The sequence below is a fragment of the Bacillus sp. ABA4_010 genome (genome assembly GCF_056159105.1).
Map to the genome: position 1 here is coordinate 184,147 of NZ_JBSWUN010000004.1, position 18,565 is coordinate 202,711.

An 18,565-nucleotide genomic window follows, 5' to 3' on the forward strand; every position below is an offset into this window, starting at 1 on the left:
TTCAATGTGTAATGGAAGAAAAAGGAGAGATAGACATGGGCAAAGTATATGTATTCGACCATCCGCTAATTCAGCATAAATTAACGTACATACGTGACGTTCGTACAGGAACGAAAGAATTTCGTGAGCTTGTTGATGAGGTTGCTAGCTTAATGGCATTTGAAATTACACGTGATTTACCTCTTGAAGAAGTAGAGATTGAAACACCTGTATGCAAAACGAAATCAAAAGTGCTTTCTGGTAAGAAGTTAGGAATCGTGCCGATTTTACGTGCAGGATTAGGAATGGTAGATGGGATCTTAAAACTGATTCCGGCTGCAAAAGTTGGTCATATTGGTTTATATCGTGATCCTGAAACATTAATGCCGGTTGAATATTACGCAAAGCTTCCAAGTGATATTGAAGAGCGTGATTTCATCGTCGTCGATCCGATGCTTGCAACGGGTGGATCTGCTGTAGAAGCGATTAACTCTCTTAAAAAACGCGGAGCAAAGAATATTAAATTCATGTGTTTAATTGCGGCACCTGAAGGGGTAGAAGCGATTAAAGAAGCCCATGCAGATGTTGATATTTATATTGCAGCGTTGGATGAAAACTTAAATGACCACGGCTATATCGTTCCTGGATTAGGCGATGCTGGTGATCGCTTGTTCGGTACAAAATAATCGACGCAAAGGTGATAGAAATGAATCAACCAATTAAAGTGATGACGATTTTCGGCACGCGCCCAGAAGCCATTAAAATGGCACCGCTCGTGTTAGAGTTGAAAAATCGTCCGGAAGAATTTGAAGCGGTTGTAACAGTCACAGCCCAGCACCGTCAGATGCTTGACCAGGTTATGGAGATTTTCGATATCACGGCAGACCATGACTTAAATATTATGAAAGACCGCCAAACATTGATGGATGTCACAACAAGAGGTCTTCAAGGTTTAGATACGGTAATGAAAGAAGTCAAACCGGATATCGTCCTTGTTCATGGCGATACAACGACAACTTTTATTGCAAGTCTTGCGGCGCTGTACAATCAAATCGTCGTCGGGCATGTAGAAGCGGGACTGCGTACGTGGAATAAGTATTCCCCATATCCAGAAGAGATGAACCGTCAGTTGACAGGAGTTATGGCAGATCTTCATTTTGCTCCAACAGAAAAATCAGCAGGAAACTTACTGCAAGAAAACAAACCTGAAGAAGCGATCTTTATTACGGGGAACACGGCAATTGATGCATTAAATACAACTGTTCGTGAAGAGTATACGCATCCCGTTTTGGAGAAGGTCGGAGACGATCGTTTAATTTTGCTGACAGCACATCGACGTGAAAACCTTGGTGAGCCTATGCGAAATATGTTCCGGGCTGTGAAGAGAATCGTTGAAGAGCATGATGATGTTCAAGTTGTTTATCCAGTTCATTTGAATCCAGTTGTACGAGAGTTGGCAGATGAAGTGTTGGGCGAAGACAGTCGCATTCATTTGATTGAACCACTAGATGTTATTGATTTTCATAACTTTGCTTCAAGATCTTACTTGATTTTAACGGATTCCGGTGGTGTACAGGAAGAAGCTCCTTCGCTTGGTGTGCCGGTGCTCGTTCTGCGTGATACAACAGAGCGCCCAGAAGGAATTGAGGCTGGAACATTAAAGCTCGCAGGAACGGAAGAGCAGCATATTTATAAGCTGGCGAAGGAATTGTTAACCGACAAAGACGCTTACGAGCGTATGGCGAAGGCATCCAACCCTTATGGGGACGGGCTCGCTTCTAAACGTATTGCTGATGCAATCAGTTTTTACTTTAAGCGTACACAAGAACGTCCGGAAGTCTTCAATCCATTATCTTAATGAAAACACCCCTCACATGATGGCGAAAAGCGTTTCATCTGAGGGGTGTTTTTTTTAGGGGAAATGTTGAATGCTATCATACTATAGTTTTTACTATGTACACATTGTAAATGTGTACATTTCTTGACAAAATGTGAAGTTTTCCACGTAACGCATTGACATTACATAGAGCCTATTGTATGCTAACAGGGGATATAAATGGTAAGGTTTTCAAACGAGGAAACAACTGAAAAATATCCTTTTTTTTCGACAAAAATCGACCTTTTTAAGGTGGGAACAGCTTGCCTTTCTATGCATATACATAAAGTAGAAAGCAGTTAAACACTCCTTATATACCTTGAAAAGCGGAGGGATTTCCATGAGTCGAAAATCACGCCATCCATTTCGTTCTATGGCGTTAATGTCCATCATACTTTCACAACTAGCAGGTTCCATTTTAGTCGGCTTATTCTTTGGAAAATGGCTGGATAGTAAAACTGGAACTGAACCACTCTTTTTAATTATTGGTCTTCTTATGGGACTTGGAGCAGGGGTTTTTGCCATGCTGCGTTCAGTCCACCAATTTTTCTCGGGAGAATAACTTCTATGCAAGATTTGCAGCAAATGTTTCCGCGCCTTCGATCATACATATTTTTTTTACTCGCACTTTTCGTATTAGGGTGGGGGTTTACCGGGTATCAGTCTGTGTTTTTAGGACTTATATTAGGTACAGTTTTCAGTTTGTATAACTTATGGACACTCGTTCGAAGAGAAAAACAGTTCGGACAGGCAATTGAACAAGGGCGGAAAGTAAAATCAGTAGGGACTTTCACAAGGTTTGCTACCGCAGCATTAGGGGTTATCATTGCGATGCGATATCCCGAACAGGTTCATCTAGTTGGATTTATCATGGGATTAATGACATTTTACTATGTCGTTATAATAGATTTCATAGTCCAAAGCATCCGTTATAGATAGGAAGAGAGGTGAAAACAGTTGGGTCACGGAGCGCCAATTGTAGAATTTTTAGGTCTTACATTTAACCTTGCGAACATGTTAATGATTACAGTAGCTTCATTAATTGTGTTCCTTATCGCAGTCTTTGCTACTCGTCGTCTTGCGATGAACCCTACCGGTATGCAAAACTTTATGGAATGGGTTTTGGATTTCGTTAAAGGTCTCATCAACAGTACGATGGATTGGAAAACAGGAGGCCGCTTTTTAACTTTAGGAGTAGCACTTCTAATGTACATTTTCGTTTCCAATATGTTGGGATTACCGTTTTCGGTCATTGTAAATCATGAGTTATGGTGGAAGTCACCAACTGCTGATCCAGCCATCACGTTAACGCTTGCTGCGATGGTAGTAGTGTTAACACATTATTATGGCATCAAAATGAAAGGGGCAGCAGAATACGGCCGAGACTTTTTTAGACCGATGCCTTTCTTATTTCCGCTGAAGATTATTGAAGAGTTTGCCAATACATTAACTCTCGGTCTTCGTCTTTTCGGTAATATCTATGCTGGTGAAATTTTATTAGGCTTGTTAGCAGGTCTTGCAACAACCGGAGTTCTTGGTGCCGTCGGAGCGGTTGTTCCGATGCTTGTATGGCAAGGATTCAGTATCTTCGTAGGTGCAATTCAAGCGTTTATCTTTACCATGTTAACGATGGTTTATATGGCACACAAAGTGAGTCATGACCATTAATTTATAAATCATGTTCAAATCTCATACCCATTTTTGAACAAGTATTAAACTATACTATTCATAAAATTTTAGGATTATTTAAAGGAGGACTTTTACAATGGGTTTATTAGCAGCTGCAATTGCAATTGGTTTAGCGGCACTAGGTGCTGGTATCGGTAACGGTTTAATCGTTTCTCGTACAGTTGAAGGGATTGCTCGCCAACCAGAAGCTCGTAGTGTATTAACAACAACTATGTTCATCGGGGTAGCGTTAGTAGAGGCGATTCCAATCATCGCTGTAGTTATCGCGTTCATGGTTCAAGGTCGTTAATTTAGAAATTAAACAACAATCAAAAGTGGCGAAGATCATTCGATAAGAACCTTCGCCATTCCTTTATGTCTATAATTGAAGCAATCGATAAATTTTACTATTTCGAAGTATCAGGGATCCTCTGAAAGGAGTGAACATGGCTGTGTCTTTATTCAATGCAAAAATGTTTGTATTAGGAGCAACAACTGCACACGAAGGCGGCACTTTTACCTTTAACGGCGGAGATATGTTATTCCAGTTAGTAATGTTCCTTATTCTCTTGGCGTTACTTCGCAAATTTGCTTTCGGTCCATTAATGGGCATGATGAAACAGCGTGAAGATCACATCGCTAATGAGATTGCTGCGGCAGAAAAAAGCAATGAAGAGGCGAAAAAATTGGCAGAAGAACAGCGTGAGCTATTGAAACAATCTCGCCAAGAGTCTCAAACCATGATTGAAAATGCTAAAAAAGCGGCAGAAGAGAAAAAAGAAGAAATCGTTGTAGCGGCACGTGCAGAAGCAGAGCGCATGAAAGAAGCTGCAAAACAAGAAATCGAGCGCGAAAAAGAGCAAGCTGTTGCTGCTTTACGCGATCAAGTAACATCTTTATCTGTTCTTATTGCTTCTAAGGTAATTGAAAAAGAATTATCTGAAAAAGACCAAGAAAACCTCATTAAAGAGTACATACAAGAGGTAGGAGAGGCGCGATGAGCAAACACTTAGTGGCAAAGCGCTATGCATTGGCTCTTTTTCAGTTAGCACAAGAACAGAACCTAGTAAATGAGTTTGAAGAACAACTACTTGTTGTGAAGAACGTATTTGAAAACAATCGTGAGCTATCGGTCTTGCTTAAGCACCCGAAAGTATCATTTGAACAAAAGCAAACTTTGTTAAAAGAAGCGTTCTCTGCTTTACTTCCACAAGTTCAGCACACATTATCTTTACTGTTGGACCGTCATCGTACAGATATCACAGTGGAAATGGTGTCAGAGTTTGTTGAACTTGCGAACGAATTTAAAGGAACAGCAGAAGCGAAAGTATATTCTGTTCGACCATTGACGGAAGAGGAAGGACAAGTATTGTCCGGCACTTTCGCTCAAAAGGTTGGAAGACAGTCATTAAAAATCCAAAATATCGTAGATAAGAGCTTAATCGGGGGCGTTAAACTCCGCATTGGCAATCGCATTTATGATGGTAGCGTGAGCGGGAAATTAGAACGCATTCAACGCGAGCTTCTTGCGAACAGATCGTAGATAGGGGTGAAATTGATGAGCATCAAAGCTGAAGAAATTAGTGCACTGATAAAGAAGCAAATCGAAAATTATCAGTCTGAAATTAAAGTGAGCGATGTAGGTACAGTTATCCAAATTGGTGACGGTGTTGCACGCGTTCATGGTCTCGACAACGTCATGGCTGGTGAGCTTGTTGAATTTTCCAACGGTATCATGGGTATGGCACAAAACCTTGAAGAAAACAATGTTGGTATCATCATTCTAGGTCCTTACACAGGTATCCGTGAAGGTGACGAAGTTCGCCGTACAGGACGTATCATGGAAGTACCAGTAGGGGAAGCGTTAATCGGACGTGTTGTTAACTCTCTTGGTCAACCAGTTGACGGATTAGGCCCAATTGAAACAACAAAAACTCGCCCGATTGAAAGCCAAGCACCTGGTGTAATGGATCGTAAATCTGTACACGAGCCGCTACAAACTGGTATTAAAGCGATTGATGCATTAGTGCCAATCGGGCGCGGACAACGTGAGTTAATCATCGGTGACCGCCAAACAGGTAAAACATCTGTTGCGATCGATACAATCTTAAACCAAAAAGGCAACGGTATGGTTTGTATTTACGTTGCGATTGGTCAAAAGGAATCGACAGTACGTAACGTAGTAGAAACATTACGTAAGCACGGTGCATTAGAGTATACAATTGTTGTAACCGCTTCTGCATCACAGCCTGCTCCAATGTTGTTCTTAGCTCCTTATGCTGGGGTAACAATGGGTGAAGAATTCATGTACAACGGTAAGCACGTACTAGTTGTATATGATGATTTATCTAAACAAGCGACTGCTTATCGTGAGCTTTCACTATTATTACGCCGTCCTCCAGGTCGTGAAGCATATCCTGGTGACGTATTCTACTTGCATTCTCGTTTATTAGAGCGTGCAGCAAAATTATCAGATGCAAAAGGTGCAGGTTCAATCACAGCGCTTCCGTTCATTGAAACACAAGCGGGTGACGTATCTGCTTACATCCCAACGAACGTAATCTCAATTACGGATGGACAGATCTTCTTGCAATCTGACTTATTCTTCTCAGGTGTACGTCCTGCGATTAATGCCGGTTTATCTGTATCACGCGTTGGGGGATCTGCCCAAATTAAAGCGATGAAGAAGGTAGCTGGTACACTTCGTCTTGACTTAGCTTCTTATCGTGAGCTTGAAGCATTCGCTCAATTCGGTTCGGATTTAGATAAAGCAACTCAAGCGAAATTGAACCGTGGTGCTCGTACAGTAGAAGTATTAAAACAAGGTTTAAACAAGCCGCTTGCTGTTGAAAAACAAGTAGCGATTCTTTATGCATTAACACGCGGATTCTTAGACAGCATTCCAGTTGAAGATATCAACCGTTTTGAAGAAGAATTCTTAGCATGGTTAGAGCAAAACCGTAAAGAAGTGTTAGACCACATCCGTACAACTGGAGATCTTCCAGCTGAAGGAGATATCAATAGCGCAATTGAAGACTTCAAAAAAGTTTTCGTTGTTTCTGAATAAATAAAGATCGGCAGCGGCAGCTTCGCTTCTGTTGCTGCGAGCTGCCGGCTGTAAAGAGGCTCGATTTTGTCTATTAAAGGTGGTGAGAACCTTTGGCATCATTACGTGATATAAAAACGCGTATTACTTCCACAAAGAAAACAAGCCAAATTACAAAAGCCATGGAAATGGTATCAGCGGCGAAATTAAATCGTGCTGAAAACAATGCAAAGTCATTTGTGCCATACATGGAGAAAATTCAGGATGTAGTAGCGAGCATCGCCTTAGGGAGTAAAGATGCTTCACATCCAATGCTGTTATCCCGCCCTGTGAAGAAAACGGGATATCTCGTCATCACATCTGACCGCGGGTTAGCAGGTGCTTTTAACAGCAACGTGTTACGTACGGTTTATAATACGATTCAAGAACGTCATCGTTCCACAGATGAGTATGCGGTAATCGCTGTCGGAAGAATTGGACGTGACTTCTTTAAAAAGCGCGGCATTCCCGTTATGCTGGAAATTACAGCATTAGCAGATCAACCGTCATTTGCGGACATTAAAGACATCGCGTCACAAACTGTTAGCATGTTTGCAGACGGTACATTTGATGAATTATACATGTTCTATAACCACTTTGTGAGTGCGATTCAGCAAGATGTAACAGAGAAAAAGTTGCTTCCTTTAACGGATATTGCTTCTTCTGACAAGTTAACATCTTATGAATTTGAGCCTTCACAAGAGGAGATTTTAGAAGTTCTTTTACCTCAATATGCAGAAAGTCTCATTTATGGAGCACTATTGGATTCGAAAGCGAGTGAACACGCGGCCCGTATGACAGCAATGAAAAATGCAACGGACAACGCGAAAGAGCTTATCCGCTCACTTACGCTTTCTTACAACCGTGCCCGTCAGGCAGCGATTACGCAAGAAATTACAGAAATCGTGGCTGGAGCTTCTGCACTTGAATAATACGTGAAAACATCCATTCTCTTTTGTGGTTGATGGATAGTTAGAGCGAGATGAACGGAAAAATGATAAATGTTTTGTTACTAGCAAGTTAGGAGGGAAAACGATGAAAGGACGCGTTACTCAGATTATGGGTCCTGTTGTAGACGTAAAGTTTGACAGCGGACATCTTCCTGCTATTTATAACGCTCTTACAATTAAACATAAAGCGCGCGGCGAAAACGAAGTCGATATCGACTTAACTTTAGAAGTTGCCCTTCACTTAGGTGATGATTCAGTTCGTACCATCGCAATGGCTTCTACAGACGGTCTTGTACGTGGATTAGAAGTTGAAGATACAGGTGCACCAATCTCTGTACCTGTAGGTGATGTGACGTTAGGGCGTGTGTTCAACGTACTTGGAGACACAATCGATTTAGACGAAGAAATCGCTGCTGCAGCTCGTCGTGATTCAATTCACCGCGAAGCACCAAAATTCGATCAGCTTTCTACACAAGTAGAAATTCTGGAAACAGGTATTAAAGTAGTAGACTTACTTGCTCCATATATTAAAGGTGGAAAAATCGGTCTATTCGGTGGTGCCGGTGTAGGTAAAACGGTATTAATTCAGGAGCTTATTAACAACATCGCTCAAGAACACGGCGGTATCTCTGTATTCGCAGGTGTTGGTGAGCGTACTCGTGAAGGAAACGACCTTTACCACGAAATGAGCGATTCTGGTGTTATTAAGAAAACAGCAATGGTATTCGGACAAATGAACGAGCCACCTGGAGCGCGTATGCGTGTTGCGTTAACAGGATTAACAATGGCAGAATATTTCCGTGATGAGCAAGGTCAAGACGTATTATTCTTCATGGATAACATTTTCCGCTTTACACAAGCTGGTTCAGAAGTATCAGCCCTACTTGGTCGTATGCCATCTGCCGTAGGTTACCAACCGACATTGGCAACGGAAATGGGTCAATTGCAAGAGCGTATTACATCAACAAACGTAGGTTCTGTAACATCGATTCAAGCGATTTACGTACCTGCCGATGACTATACAGATCCAGCTCCAGCAACAACATTCGCTCACTTAGATGCGACAACAAACCTTGAGCGTAAATTAACGGAAATGGGTATTTACCCTGCCGTAGACCCTCTTGCATCAACGTCTCGTGCATTATCGCCTGAAATCGTTGGGGAAGAGCATTATAAAGTGGCACGTAGCGTACAGCAAACACTTCAACGCTACAGAGAGCTTCAAGATATCATTGCGATTCTTGGTATGGATGAGCTTTCTGAAGAAGACAAGCTTGTTGTACACCGCGCTCGCCGTGTTCAATTCTTCTTATCACAAAACTTCCACGTAGCGGAGCAGTTTACAGGTCAGCCAGGTTCATACGTACCGGTTAAAGAAACGGTAGCAGGCTTCAAGGATATCCTTGCAGGTAAGTATGACCACCTTCCTGAAGATGCATTCCGTCTAGTTGGACGCATTGAAGAAGTTATTGAAAATGCAAAGAAAATGGGAGTAGAAGCTTAAGATAAGGGACATAGGAGGGTAATAAATGAAGACAATCAATGTCAGTGTAGTGACTCCTGATGGCCCAGTCTATGAAGCCGATGTGGAAATGGTAAGCACAAAAGCTCAAAGTGGTGAGCTTGGAATTTTGCCAGGACATATCCCATTAGTGGCTCCACTTCAAATCGGAGCTGTTCGCTTGAAAAAAGGAAGCAGCACTGAGCTTGTAGCTGTTAGCGGCGGCTTTCTTGAAGTAAGACCGGATAAAGTGACGATTTTAGCACAGTCTGCTGAACGGGCAGAAAAAATTGATGTCAACCGTGCACAAGAAGCGAAAAAACGTGCCGAACAACGTTTGCAATCCAAGCAGGATGATATTGATTTTAAGCGTGCTGAACTTTCACTCAAGCGTGCCATCAACCGTATTGAGGTAGGTCAACGTCAATTTTAACCAAAAAAGCATCGTACATAATGTACGATGCTTTTTTGAATGTATCTAAATCTAAATGTTTAATGGATGATATCGAATAGAATCAAATATATCTATTATGTAAGAGTGATAAAGATAGGAGAGGCAATCGAAATCGATACGCTGTCGACACGTTTAGGATGATTTGTTATAATAGTATCAAGATATTTCCCAATTTTTAGATAATTAGAAAGGAGGCATATTCATGAGCATCCTAAATACATATTTAAACAGCTATACTATGGTGTTTGTTTTCCTTCTCTTAGGAATTTTACTTCCTGTCGTGGCTTTAACAGCAGGGAAACTTCTCAGACCACATGCACCTACTACCGCTAAGCAAACAACATATGAAAGTGGAATTGAACCGTTTCATGAAGCAAGGATCCAATTTAACGTCAGGTATTATATATTTGCGTTAATGTTTGTCATCTTTGATGTGGAAACGGTTTTTTTGTATCCTTGGGCAGTTGCTTATGATGAACTGGGTCTGTTTGCTTTAATTGAAATGCTCATCTTTGTTTTTATGCTATTAATTGGATTAATCTATGCTTGGAAAAAGAAGGTGCTGAAATGGAATTAAATTTAGAGCAGATGTCAAAAGAAGAATTGGAAGAAATGCGACGAAACGTCTTTTTAACAACGTTGGAGCAGTTGAAGGCATGGGCTAGAAGCAATTCTTTATGGCCGCTCACGTTTGGACTGGCATGCTGTGCCATTGAAATGATGGGGGTTGGTTCCTCCCATTATGATTTAGATCGTTTCGGTTCTTTTTTTAGAACGTCACCAAGGCAATCTGACGTGATGATTGTTTCTGGAACCGTTACCAAGAAAATGGCTCCGATTGTTAAGCGACTGTATGATCAAATGCCTGAACCGAAGTGGGTTATTGCGATGGGGTCCTGTGCTACTGCGGGGGGTCCGTACGTGAAGTCTTATGCGGTGGTAAAAGGAGTGGATCAAATTGTACCAGTGGATGTCTATATCCCAGGGTGTCCCCCTAATCCAGCTGCTTTAATATACGGTATTAATAAATTAAAAGAAAAAATACGCTATGAAGCCAAAACAGGAAAGCGGGTGATGTAATCAATGAGTGAACATAAATCGCTGGAGCAGCAAAAAGAAGCAGCAGCGGCGGCAAAGGCAAAGGCGCAAGCGTTGTTGAAACAAAAAGAAAAAGAAGAGTCAAAAGAAGAAAGCGAAGACGCTGTTGAACTAGCGAAGAAAAAAGCAGCAGCGGCGGCAAAGGCAAAGGCGCAAGCGTTGTTGAAGCAAAAAGAAAAAGAAGAGTCAAAAGAAGAAAGCGAAGACGCTGTTGAACTAGCGAAGAAAAAAGCAGCAGCGGCGGCAAAGGCAAAGGCGCAAGCGTTGTTGAAGCAAAAAGAAAAAGAAGAGTCAAAAGAAGAAAGCGAAGACGCTGTTGAACTAGCGAAGAAAAAAGCAGCAGCGGCGGCAAAGGCAAAGGCGCAAGCGTTGTTGAAACAAAAAGAAAAGGAAGAGTCAAAAGAAGAAAGCGAAGACGCTGTTGAACTAGCGAAGAAAAAAGCAGCAGCGGCGGCAAAAGCGAAGGCGCAAGCTTTAGCTAAACAGAAAGCTGCTCAATCCACTGACAAAAGCGAAGAAGAACTGGCAAGAGAAAAAGCAAAAGCTGTTGCTGCAGCGAAGGCGAAAGCTGCCGCAGCTGCCAAAGCAAAAGCGGCCAGCTTGGCTGCTCCAGAAGAACCTCAACAAGAACAACAGCCATCCCCTCACCAACCACTTCTAAATCAGTATGTAAAAGTCATCCAAGATCATCTCGGAACAGAAGTTTTAGAAGACTATTATATTAATCGTCTTTCTAAAGATGTTCCGACTCTTGTGGCGAAAGCGGACGCATATTTTCAAGTAGCAGAGCTCCTTAAAGCTCATGAACAGCTAGACTTTGACTATTTGTCTGACCTTCATGGAACCGATTTTCAAACTCATTTTGAACTTTATGTTCACCTTTATTCTTATAAGAGCAGGCAGTCTGTTGCGCTGAAAACGAAGGTAGATCGGCAAGAAGGAACGGTTGCGTCTATCGCTCCCTTATGGGCGGGGGCAGATTGGCCGGAACGGGAAACGTACGACTTGTTAGGTATGGTCTTTGAAGGGCACCCCAATTTGAAACGGATTATGCTTCCTGATGACTGGGTAGGTTATCCTTTACGAAAAGATTATGAGCCGTATGATGTGGAGGTATGACAAATGATCCGAACAGAAGAAATGCTGTTAAATGTTGGTCCGCAGCACCCGAGCACACACGGTGTATTTCGTCTTGTCCTTAAAATTGACGGTGAGATTATTAAAGAAGCGACACCGGTAATTGGGTACCTTCATCGCGGGACAGAAAAGTTAGCAGAAGACCTTCAATATACTCAAATCATCCCATATACAGACCGAATGGATTATTTATCGGCTATGACTAATAATTATGTCATCTGTCATGCGGTGGAAACAATGATGGACATTGAAGTGCCGGAGCGGGCAGAGTATTTGCGCGTGCTTGCTATGGAACTTGGTCGCATTGCCAGTCACCTTGTATGGTGGGGAACGTATTTATTAGATATTGGGGCGGTCAGTCCGTTTTTATACGCTTTTCGGGAACGAGAGATGATTATTAATCTTCTAACCGAGCTATCCGGAGCGCGTTTGACCTTTAACTATATGAGAGTTGGCGGGGTGAAATGGGATGCGCCGGAGGGATGGATTGAGAAGGTTCGGGAATTTGTTCCTTACATGAGAGAACAATTACAGGGCTATCACCATCTTGTAACGGGGAATGAAATCTTTCTTCATCGTGTGAAAGGGGTAGGTATTTATACGAAAGAGGAAGCACTCAATTACTCGTTAAGCGGGGCTAATTTACGATGTACAGGGGTCCAGTGGGACCTTCGGAAGGATGAACCGTATTCCATTTACGATCGTTTTGAGTTTAACGTTCCTGTACGGGAAAAAGGAGATGCTTTTGCCAGATATGAATGTCGGATGGAAGAGATAGAAGAATCATTAAAAATTGTAGAGCAGGCAGTTGAGCAGTTTCCTGAGAGCGGAGCAGTGATCGCCAAGGTCCCTAAAATTATTAAACCACCAAAAGGCGAGACATTTGTTCGGATTGAATCACCGCGGGGGGAGATAGGTTGTTATATTGCCAGTGAAGGAAAAAAAGAACCGTATCGTTTAAAGTTTAGGCGCCCTTCTTTTTATAACCTTCAGATTTTACCGAAGTTGCTGAAAGGAGAAAACATGGCCAATCTAATTACCATTCTAGGCGCCATTGACATTGTGCTTGGGGAGGTTGATGGCTAATGGTTGAACAGCTTCTTCAGTCAACGCCTGGGTGGAATAATTTCCTCATTTTTTTTGGATTAGGCGCTTCGCTATTAATGGCTGTATTAGGCTTTGTGACATATGGCATTTTAGCTGAACGAAAAGTAATGGGGTTCATGCAAGGGCGTATCGGCCCGAATCACGTTGGAGGAAGATGGGGATTGCTCCAAACGGTGGCAGACGTCTTAAAGCTTTTACTGAAAGAGGACACGATTCCGAAATTAGCTGACCGTCCGCTGTTTATTTTAGCTCCAGTAATTGCCTTCGCTCCGGCCTTTATGGTGCTTGCGGTTATCCCGTTTACAGAGCATGTCCAATTTGCAGACATTGGCGTTGGATTGCTTTATTACATTGCAATATCCGGATTATCAACTGTTGGGGTGGTAACAGGGGCATGGGCTTCCAATAATAAATATGCGCTTCTTGGAGGGATGAGAGCGGCGGCCCAAATGATTTCCTACGAAATACCGCTCGTTATGTCAGTGCTAGGCGTTGTTTTATTAACAGGAAGCTTAAATTTACATGATATTGTGGCGGCGCAAGAACAAGTTTGGTTTATTTTCTTACAGCCGGTTGCCTTTCTCGTCTTTTTAATTGCCGCTGTGGCAGAGTTGAATCGTACCCCGTTTGATTTGCCGGAAGCGGAATCAGAACTGGTGGCAGGCTTTCATGTTGAGTATTCAGGGTTTCGCTGGGCTTTCTTTATGCTGTCGGAATACGTATATTTCTTTGCGATGGCAGCACTGACGACTGTACTGTTTTTAGGGGGATGGCACCCAGTATGGTTTTTAGATTTTATTCCGTCCGCTGTTTGGTTTGCGTTGAAGTTCAGTTCAGTAGTGTTTTTGCTTATTTGGTTTCGGATTACGTTTCCGCGTTTACGGGCAGATCAGTTGATGGAGTTTGGTTGGAAGGTGTTATTGCCCGTTGCCTTAGCAAACATTTTTATCACAGCTGTTGTCAAAGAACTGTTTTTTAAGTGAGGTGAGAACATGTTTGGATTAGCAAAGGGATTAGCTTACACGTTAAAAAACTTAACGAAGAAGAAAGTGACGTATGATTATCCGAACGAGCCGCTGCCATTGCCGGACCGTTTTCGCGGCATTCAAAAATTTTATCCAGAAAAATGCATCGTATGCAATCAGTGTGCCAATATTTGTCCAACTGACTGCATTCAATTGACGGGGAAAAAGCACCCAGATCCAACGAAAAAAGGAAAAGTCATAGACACATACGACATCAATTTTGAGATTTGTATTTTATGTGATTTATGTACGGAAGTTTGCCCGACTGAAGCCATTGTCATGACGAATAACTTTGAACTCGCTGAATATAGCCGGGATGCGTTATTTAAAAATTTGGAATGGCTGGATGAAAATGATCAAAATGTAAGAAAGGAGAACAAGGTATGATGTGGTCCGGAGAGTTTTTAGCTTTTGTAGGTCTAGCATTGACGGCCATTATCGGGGCGATGCTTATGATTCAACTGACAAGAGTGGTTCATATGATGGTCGCCCTTGTCTTTACATTTGTTAGTATCGCCGGCATATTCGTGCTACTGTCCGCTGAATTCGTTGCTGTCGTCCAAATTTTAATTTACTCAGGGGCCATTACCATTATCATGCTCTTTGGAATCATGTTGACAAAGCATGAAGATGAAGAAGAAAACCATGTCAGTCGGAGAAGAAAGGCGTCTGTGTTGATCGGGGTTTTGAGCTTTGGTCTTATCTTATTTTTAGGGGTTCAAGGCTTATCGTTTGGCGAACAGGCGACAACCCTTCATGAAGAAAATACAAAACAAATTGGCCTCGCCCTTTATTCTAAATACATTATCCCGTTTGAACTCACATCTGTGGTTCTGCTCGTGGCCTTAATTGGTGCTATTATTTTAGCGAAAAAAGAAGAGGAGGCTGAGTGAATATGAGTACTATTCCTCTTTCGGCCTATCTTGTTTTAGCGGTCATTTTATTTTGCATCGGTCTTTACGGCGCGCTGACGAAGCGCAATACAGTCATTGTGTTAATCTCCATCGAATTAATGCTCAATGCCGTGAACTTAAATTTAGTTGCGTTTAGTAGACATGGAGCGAATCCGGGGATTACCGGTCAAATTTTTTCACTGTTTACTATTACGATTGCAGCCGCAGAGGCAGCAGTAGGATTGGCGATATTAATCTCTCTTTATCGTCATAAAAAGACCATCCATATTGATGAAATGGATTCGATGAAACATTAAAAAAAGAGTATGTCAGCGGTGAAGAAATAATCATTTTGTAGTACAAACCGTTGCTTTATACAAAGAAAAGGGGATGGGGAATACGATGATGGAGAATGCTTGGCTGATACCGGTTTTTCCGCTTATCTCGTTTTTGTTCCTTCTTCTCATTGGTCAGCGTCTGAAGGAAAATAGTGCTTACATCGGAATGGCTTTTACACTCCTTTCCTTTGTCTTCTCTGTTTTGGTATTAATCAATCAATTGCAGGGGCCGACTTATAAGGCAGAAGGTACATGGTTCCAAATCGGTGATACTGCCATTACGATGGGATTCGAAGTCAATCCGTTAAATACCTTAATGGTGGTCATCGTTTCTCTAGTTAGTTTTTTAGTTCAAGTATATTCCAAAGGATACATGCATGGCGACGGGCGTTTTCATATATTTTACGCCTATCTTAGTTTATTTACGTTTGCCATGCTTGGACTTGTTTTATCTCCGAACTTGCTTCAATTGTACATGTTTTGGGAACTTGTCGGGGTTGGTTCTTTCCTTCTAATTGGGTTTTATTTTCATAAAGAAGCAGCAAAAGCAGCAGCTAAAAAAGCTTTTGTCATGACGCGCATCGGGGATGTAGGTCTTTTTATCGGTATGATTCTATTATTCTGGCAAACTGGGAGCTTTGAATATGTGGTGATTTTTGAAGCGGTTCAAACAGGTCAAATTTCTCCTGAAATGCTGACGTTGACGAGTCTATTAATCTTTGTCGGCGCCGTCGGGAAATCGGGTCAGCTTCCGCTTCATACATGGCTGCCGGATGCGATGGAAGGGCCGACGCCTGTATCAGCATTAATTCATGCGGCAACGATGGTGGCGGCGGGTGTGTATTTAGTGGCAACGATGTTTCCGTTATTTTCTGCGAGTGAAACGGCGATGACCGTTGTGGCAACGGTTGGAGCGGTGACGGCTCTGTTTGCTGCATCCATTGGTCTTGTTCAAACAGATATTAAACGAATCTTAGCTTATTCAACCGTCAGTCAGCTCGGGTATATGATGCTGGCGCTCGGGTCGGCAGGCTATACAGCAGGTGTGTTCCATTTGATGACGCATGCGTTTTTTAAGGCGTTATTATTTCTCGCAGCAGGGAGTGTCATTCATGCTGTACATACACAGAACATAGAAGAAATGGGCGGACTTTGGCATCACACTCGCCTCACGGGCCTTCTGTTTCTTGCTGGTACATTAGCCATTAGTGGCGTACCTTTCTTTTCAGGCTTTTTCAGCAAAGAAGAAATATTGATCGCAACTTGGGTCCACGGGAATGATGTTCTGTTCCTTCTTGCCGTTCTGGCTGCATTGCTGACCTCCTTTTACATGTTCCGTCTGTTCTTTCTCGTATTTTGGGGAGAGAATCCGCAGAAAGGGAACACCATTCAAGAATCACCAACTGTGATGATTTGGCCGATGATGGTGCTCGCCGTTCTGGCTGTTTGTGCAGGATACGTTCAAACACCTTGGACGGGCACGTTCCTTGGGGATTGGCTCACACAACATCGTCCAGAGCTAGGGAGCGGCCATACAGAAGGACCTGGGTGGATCATGTGGCTGACAACTGGGGTATCTTTTCTCGGGATGTTCCTTGCGTACAAAATGTACGGTCGAAAGGATTGGTCAAGAGATTGGCTGAGCGGGGCGCTTCCAATGACGTATGCGATGTTAACTAGCAAATATTATGTGGATGAACTATATGAGGCAACCATTGTTCGTTTCGTCCACTTCATTAGTCTTTTCTGTCGCTTCATCGAGGAATTTTTAGTGAAGGGGCTGATTGCCTTCGCTGTAGCTACTGTAGAAGGAATGAGAAAGAGTGGTTCACATCTTCAAAATGGTCAGATTCAGCGTTACGGAACGGTTGCATTTCTCGGTCTTGCTATACTCGTCCTTATACTTGCACTGTCAGGGGGGTATTTCATTTGAATGAATCTTATTTCTTATCATGGCTTGTGTTCTCCCCGTTTCTCGGTATAGTGGTTTTATTTTTTATCCCAAGGGCAAAGGAAGTACTCATTAAACGGGTTGGGGTTCTTGCCACACTTATTCCACTCATATTAGCGTCTTGGCTTTATAGTCGGCTTCAATCGGGGGCAACTTACGACGAGTTTACCCAAGTGTACAACTGGTTTCAATTTGGAAATTTTCCGATGCTAGAAGGAGCTTTTACCGTTCGCTATGAACTAGGGATAAGTGGCTTGTCTTTGGCGATGATTTTGTTAACAGCCGTATTATGTAGTCTGGCTGCCATTGCTTCTATGTACATTAAGCATGAGTGGAAAGGTTACTTTATGCTGTTTCTTTTATTAGAAACAGGGATGCTAGGAGTTTTTGCTGCTGAAAATTTGATTTTGTTTTTTATCTTTTTTGAGCTAACGCTCATTCCGATGTTCTTTCTGATTGGAAAATGGGGTTATTTTGAACGGGAAAAGGCTGCCTATACTTTTTTGTTATACAACGGCCTCGGTTCGGCTCTTTTATTAATGGTGATTGTGACGTTACTTGCGAGAACAGGGACGTCCAACATTGCGATGCTGACAGTTCTTTTAGCGCCAGGGGCAGAGGGACAAACGTTGCTACCTTTATCATCGTCTGTGCGATTTGGTTTGTTGCTTGCCCTGTTCGTGGCATTTGGAATTAAGCTTCCGATTGTTCCGCTTCATACGTGGATGCTCCATGTACACGTTCAAGCGCCTCCATCCATTGTGATGCTTCATTCCGGTGTCCTTCTAAAAATTGGAGCGTTCGGATTAATCCGCTTTGGATTAGGACTGTTTCCTCAAGAGTTTCAAGCGATTGCGGGGATGGTCATCATATTGGGCATTGTGAATTTGCTGTACGGGGCTTTCCTTGCCTTCATTCAAACGGATTTCAAGCAAGTGTTAGCTTACTCGAGCGTGTCGCATATGGGGATCGTGCTGATTGGATTAGGTTCTTTAAATGAAGCTGGGGTACAGGGGGCTGTCTTTCAAGTAATGTCACATGGCTTTATATCTGCTTTGCTGTTTTTCCTTGTCGGTGTGTTTTATGAGCGCGTTCACACGTCGGCGATTCCGCGACTGGGAGGTCTTGCGAAAGTAATGCCAACGGCCTCCGGCTTTTTGCTGGCTGGTGCTCTTGCTTCAATTGGGTTGCCGGGTATGTCTGGTTTTATTAGTGAGTTTATGGCCTTTCTTGGGCTGTTTAAAGCGATGCCGGTCCTTGGAGCAGTCGGGACGTTAGGGATTATTATGACGGCTGTGTATGTGTTAAAAGCGGTGTTGAATATGACATTTGGTCATAGCCGCTCATCTTATGAAGAGGTGACAGACTTAAAGAAAATCGAACTCATACCGGCTGCTGTCTTGCTGGGATTTATCGTATTAATTGGAATCTATCCGGCTATTTTGACTGAATTAATTCAGCCATCCATTCAATCCATTAATTTAGGAAACGGGGGGTGAACGG

Annotated in this window: 22 protein-coding genes; all 22 read left to right on the plus strand. The window is 42.6% G+C overall.

Annotated elements, in window-relative coordinates; translation table 11 throughout:
* Positions 1-35 precede the first annotated feature (35 nt).
* The 22 genes from upp to ACXAEO_RS20635 all read left to right on the plus strand — a co-directional run bounded on the left by upp (position 36) and on the right by ACXAEO_RS20635 (position 18,561).
* Positions 36-665 carry a uracil phosphoribosyltransferase gene (upp, locus tag ACXAEO_RS20530; RefSeq protein ID WP_474884574.1) on the plus strand — a complete coding sequence of 210 codons (630 nt, stop codon included), beginning with the start codon at positions 36-38 and terminating at the stop codon, positions 663-665.
* A 20-nt stretch (positions 666-685) separates the two neighbouring features.
* Positions 686-1,837, plus strand: coding sequence for a non-hydrolyzing UDP-N-acetylglucosamine 2-epimerase (wecB, locus tag ACXAEO_RS20535; RefSeq protein WP_474884575.1), 1,152 nt, complete (start codon positions 686-688; stop codon positions 1,835-1,837).
* A 358-nt stretch (positions 1,838-2,195) separates the two neighbouring features.
* A complete protein-coding gene (locus ACXAEO_RS20540; RefSeq protein ID WP_474884577.1) occupies positions 2,196-2,417 on the plus strand; it encodes an AtpZ/AtpI family protein in 222 nt (73 codons plus the stop codon).
* A 5-nt stretch (positions 2,418-2,422) separates the two neighbouring features.
* Positions 2,423-2,794 (plus strand): ATP synthase subunit I, encoded by a 372-nt coding sequence (locus ACXAEO_RS20545; protein ID WP_474884580.1) that lies wholly within the window; start codon positions 2,423-2,425, stop codon positions 2,792-2,794.
* A gap of 18 nt (positions 2,795-2,812) precedes the next feature.
* Complete coding sequence (atpB, locus tag ACXAEO_RS20550) at positions 2,813-3,523, plus strand: F0F1 ATP synthase subunit A (RefSeq protein WP_474884582.1); 711 nt, start codon at positions 2,813-2,815, stop codon at positions 3,521-3,523.
* A 97-nt stretch (positions 3,524-3,620) separates the two neighbouring features.
* Positions 3,621-3,833 (plus strand): F0F1 ATP synthase subunit C, encoded by a 213-nt coding sequence (gene atpE, locus ACXAEO_RS20555; RefSeq protein ID WP_474884583.1) that lies wholly within the window; start codon positions 3,621-3,623, stop codon positions 3,831-3,833.
* Between the two features lie 136 nt (positions 3,834-3,969).
* Entirely contained in the window at positions 3,970-4,524 is a 555-nt protein-coding gene (gene atpF, locus ACXAEO_RS20560) for a F0F1 ATP synthase subunit B (RefSeq protein WP_474884584.1), read from the plus strand.
* Positions 4,521-5,066 (plus strand): F0F1 ATP synthase subunit delta, encoded by a 546-nt coding sequence (locus ACXAEO_RS20565; protein ID WP_474884586.1) that lies wholly within the window; start codon positions 4,521-4,523, stop codon positions 5,064-5,066. Before atpF ends, ACXAEO_RS20565 begins: the two co-directional genes overlap by 4 nt.
* Before the next feature lie 15 nt (positions 5,067-5,081).
* Positions 5,082-6,590: a F0F1 ATP synthase subunit alpha gene (gene atpA, locus ACXAEO_RS20570; protein ID WP_474884587.1), complete on the plus strand. Its 1,509-nt coding sequence runs from the start codon at positions 5,082-5,084 to the stop codon at positions 6,588-6,590.
* Positions 6,591-6,682: 92 nt separating this feature from the next.
* On the plus strand, positions 6,683-7,540 hold the full coding sequence (locus ACXAEO_RS20575) for a F0F1 ATP synthase subunit gamma (protein WP_474884589.1): 858 nt from the start codon (positions 6,683-6,685) through the stop codon (positions 7,538-7,540).
* A 103-nt stretch (positions 7,541-7,643) separates the two neighbouring features.
* Positions 7,644-9,062 (plus strand): F0F1 ATP synthase subunit beta, encoded by a 1,419-nt coding sequence (gene atpD, locus ACXAEO_RS20580; RefSeq protein WP_474884591.1) that lies wholly within the window; start codon positions 7,644-7,646, stop codon positions 9,060-9,062.
* Between the two features lie 25 nt (positions 9,063-9,087).
* The gene (locus tag ACXAEO_RS20585) at positions 9,088-9,492 is read left to right on the plus strand and encodes a F0F1 ATP synthase subunit epsilon (protein ID WP_474884592.1); all 405 of its coding nucleotides are present in this window, start codon (positions 9,088-9,090) and stop codon (positions 9,490-9,492) included.
* Between the two features lie 223 nt (positions 9,493-9,715).
* Positions 9,716-10,090, plus strand: coding sequence for an NADH-quinone oxidoreductase subunit A (locus ACXAEO_RS20590; protein WP_474884594.1), 375 nt, complete (start codon positions 9,716-9,718; stop codon positions 10,088-10,090).
* On the plus strand, positions 10,081-10,593 hold the full coding sequence (locus ACXAEO_RS20595; RefSeq protein WP_474884596.1) for a NuoB/complex I 20 kDa subunit family protein: 513 nt from the start codon (positions 10,081-10,083) through the stop codon (positions 10,591-10,593). The genes ACXAEO_RS20590 and ACXAEO_RS20595 overlap by 10 nt, the downstream gene beginning before the upstream one ends.
* Positions 10,594-10,596: 3 nt before the next feature.
* A complete protein-coding gene (locus ACXAEO_RS20600) occupies positions 10,597-11,730 on the plus strand; it encodes an NADH-quinone oxidoreductase subunit C (protein ID WP_474884598.1) in 1,134 nt (377 codons plus the stop codon).
* Positions 11,731-11,733: 3 nt separating this feature from the next.
* Positions 11,734-12,834 carry an NADH-quinone oxidoreductase subunit D gene (locus tag ACXAEO_RS20605; protein WP_474884600.1) on the plus strand — a complete coding sequence of 367 codons (1,101 nt, stop codon included), beginning with the start codon at positions 11,734-11,736 and terminating at the stop codon, positions 12,832-12,834.
* Complete coding sequence (gene nuoH / locus ACXAEO_RS20610; RefSeq protein WP_474884601.1) at positions 12,834-13,838, plus strand: NADH-quinone oxidoreductase subunit NuoH; 1,005 nt, start codon at positions 12,834-12,836, stop codon at positions 13,836-13,838. The genes ACXAEO_RS20605 and nuoH overlap by 1 nt, the downstream gene beginning before the upstream one ends.
* A gap of 9 nt (positions 13,839-13,847) precedes the next feature.
* A complete protein-coding gene (nuoI, locus tag ACXAEO_RS20615; protein ID WP_474884603.1) occupies positions 13,848-14,267 on the plus strand; it encodes an NADH-quinone oxidoreductase subunit NuoI in 420 nt (139 codons plus the stop codon).
* On the plus strand, positions 14,264-14,773 hold the full coding sequence (locus ACXAEO_RS20620) for an NADH-quinone oxidoreductase subunit J (protein WP_474884605.1): 510 nt from the start codon (positions 14,264-14,266) through the stop codon (positions 14,771-14,773). The genes nuoI and ACXAEO_RS20620 overlap by 4 nt, the downstream gene beginning before the upstream one ends.
* A 2-nt stretch (positions 14,774-14,775) precedes the next feature.
* Positions 14,776-15,090, plus strand: coding sequence for an NADH-quinone oxidoreductase subunit NuoK (gene nuoK, locus ACXAEO_RS20625; protein ID WP_474884607.1), 315 nt, complete (start codon positions 14,776-14,778; stop codon positions 15,088-15,090).
* Between the two features lie 85 nt (positions 15,091-15,175).
* Positions 15,176-17,044, plus strand: a complete 1,869-nt coding sequence (nuoL, locus tag ACXAEO_RS20630) for an NADH-quinone oxidoreductase subunit L (protein ID WP_474884608.1) — start codon at positions 15,176-15,178, stop codon at positions 17,042-17,044.
* Complete coding sequence (locus ACXAEO_RS20635) at positions 17,041-18,561, plus strand: NADH-quinone oxidoreductase subunit M (RefSeq protein WP_474884610.1); 1,521 nt, start codon at positions 17,041-17,043, stop codon at positions 18,559-18,561. The genes nuoL and ACXAEO_RS20635 overlap by 4 nt, the downstream gene beginning before the upstream one ends.
* Positions 18,562-18,565 lie beyond the last annotated feature (4 nt).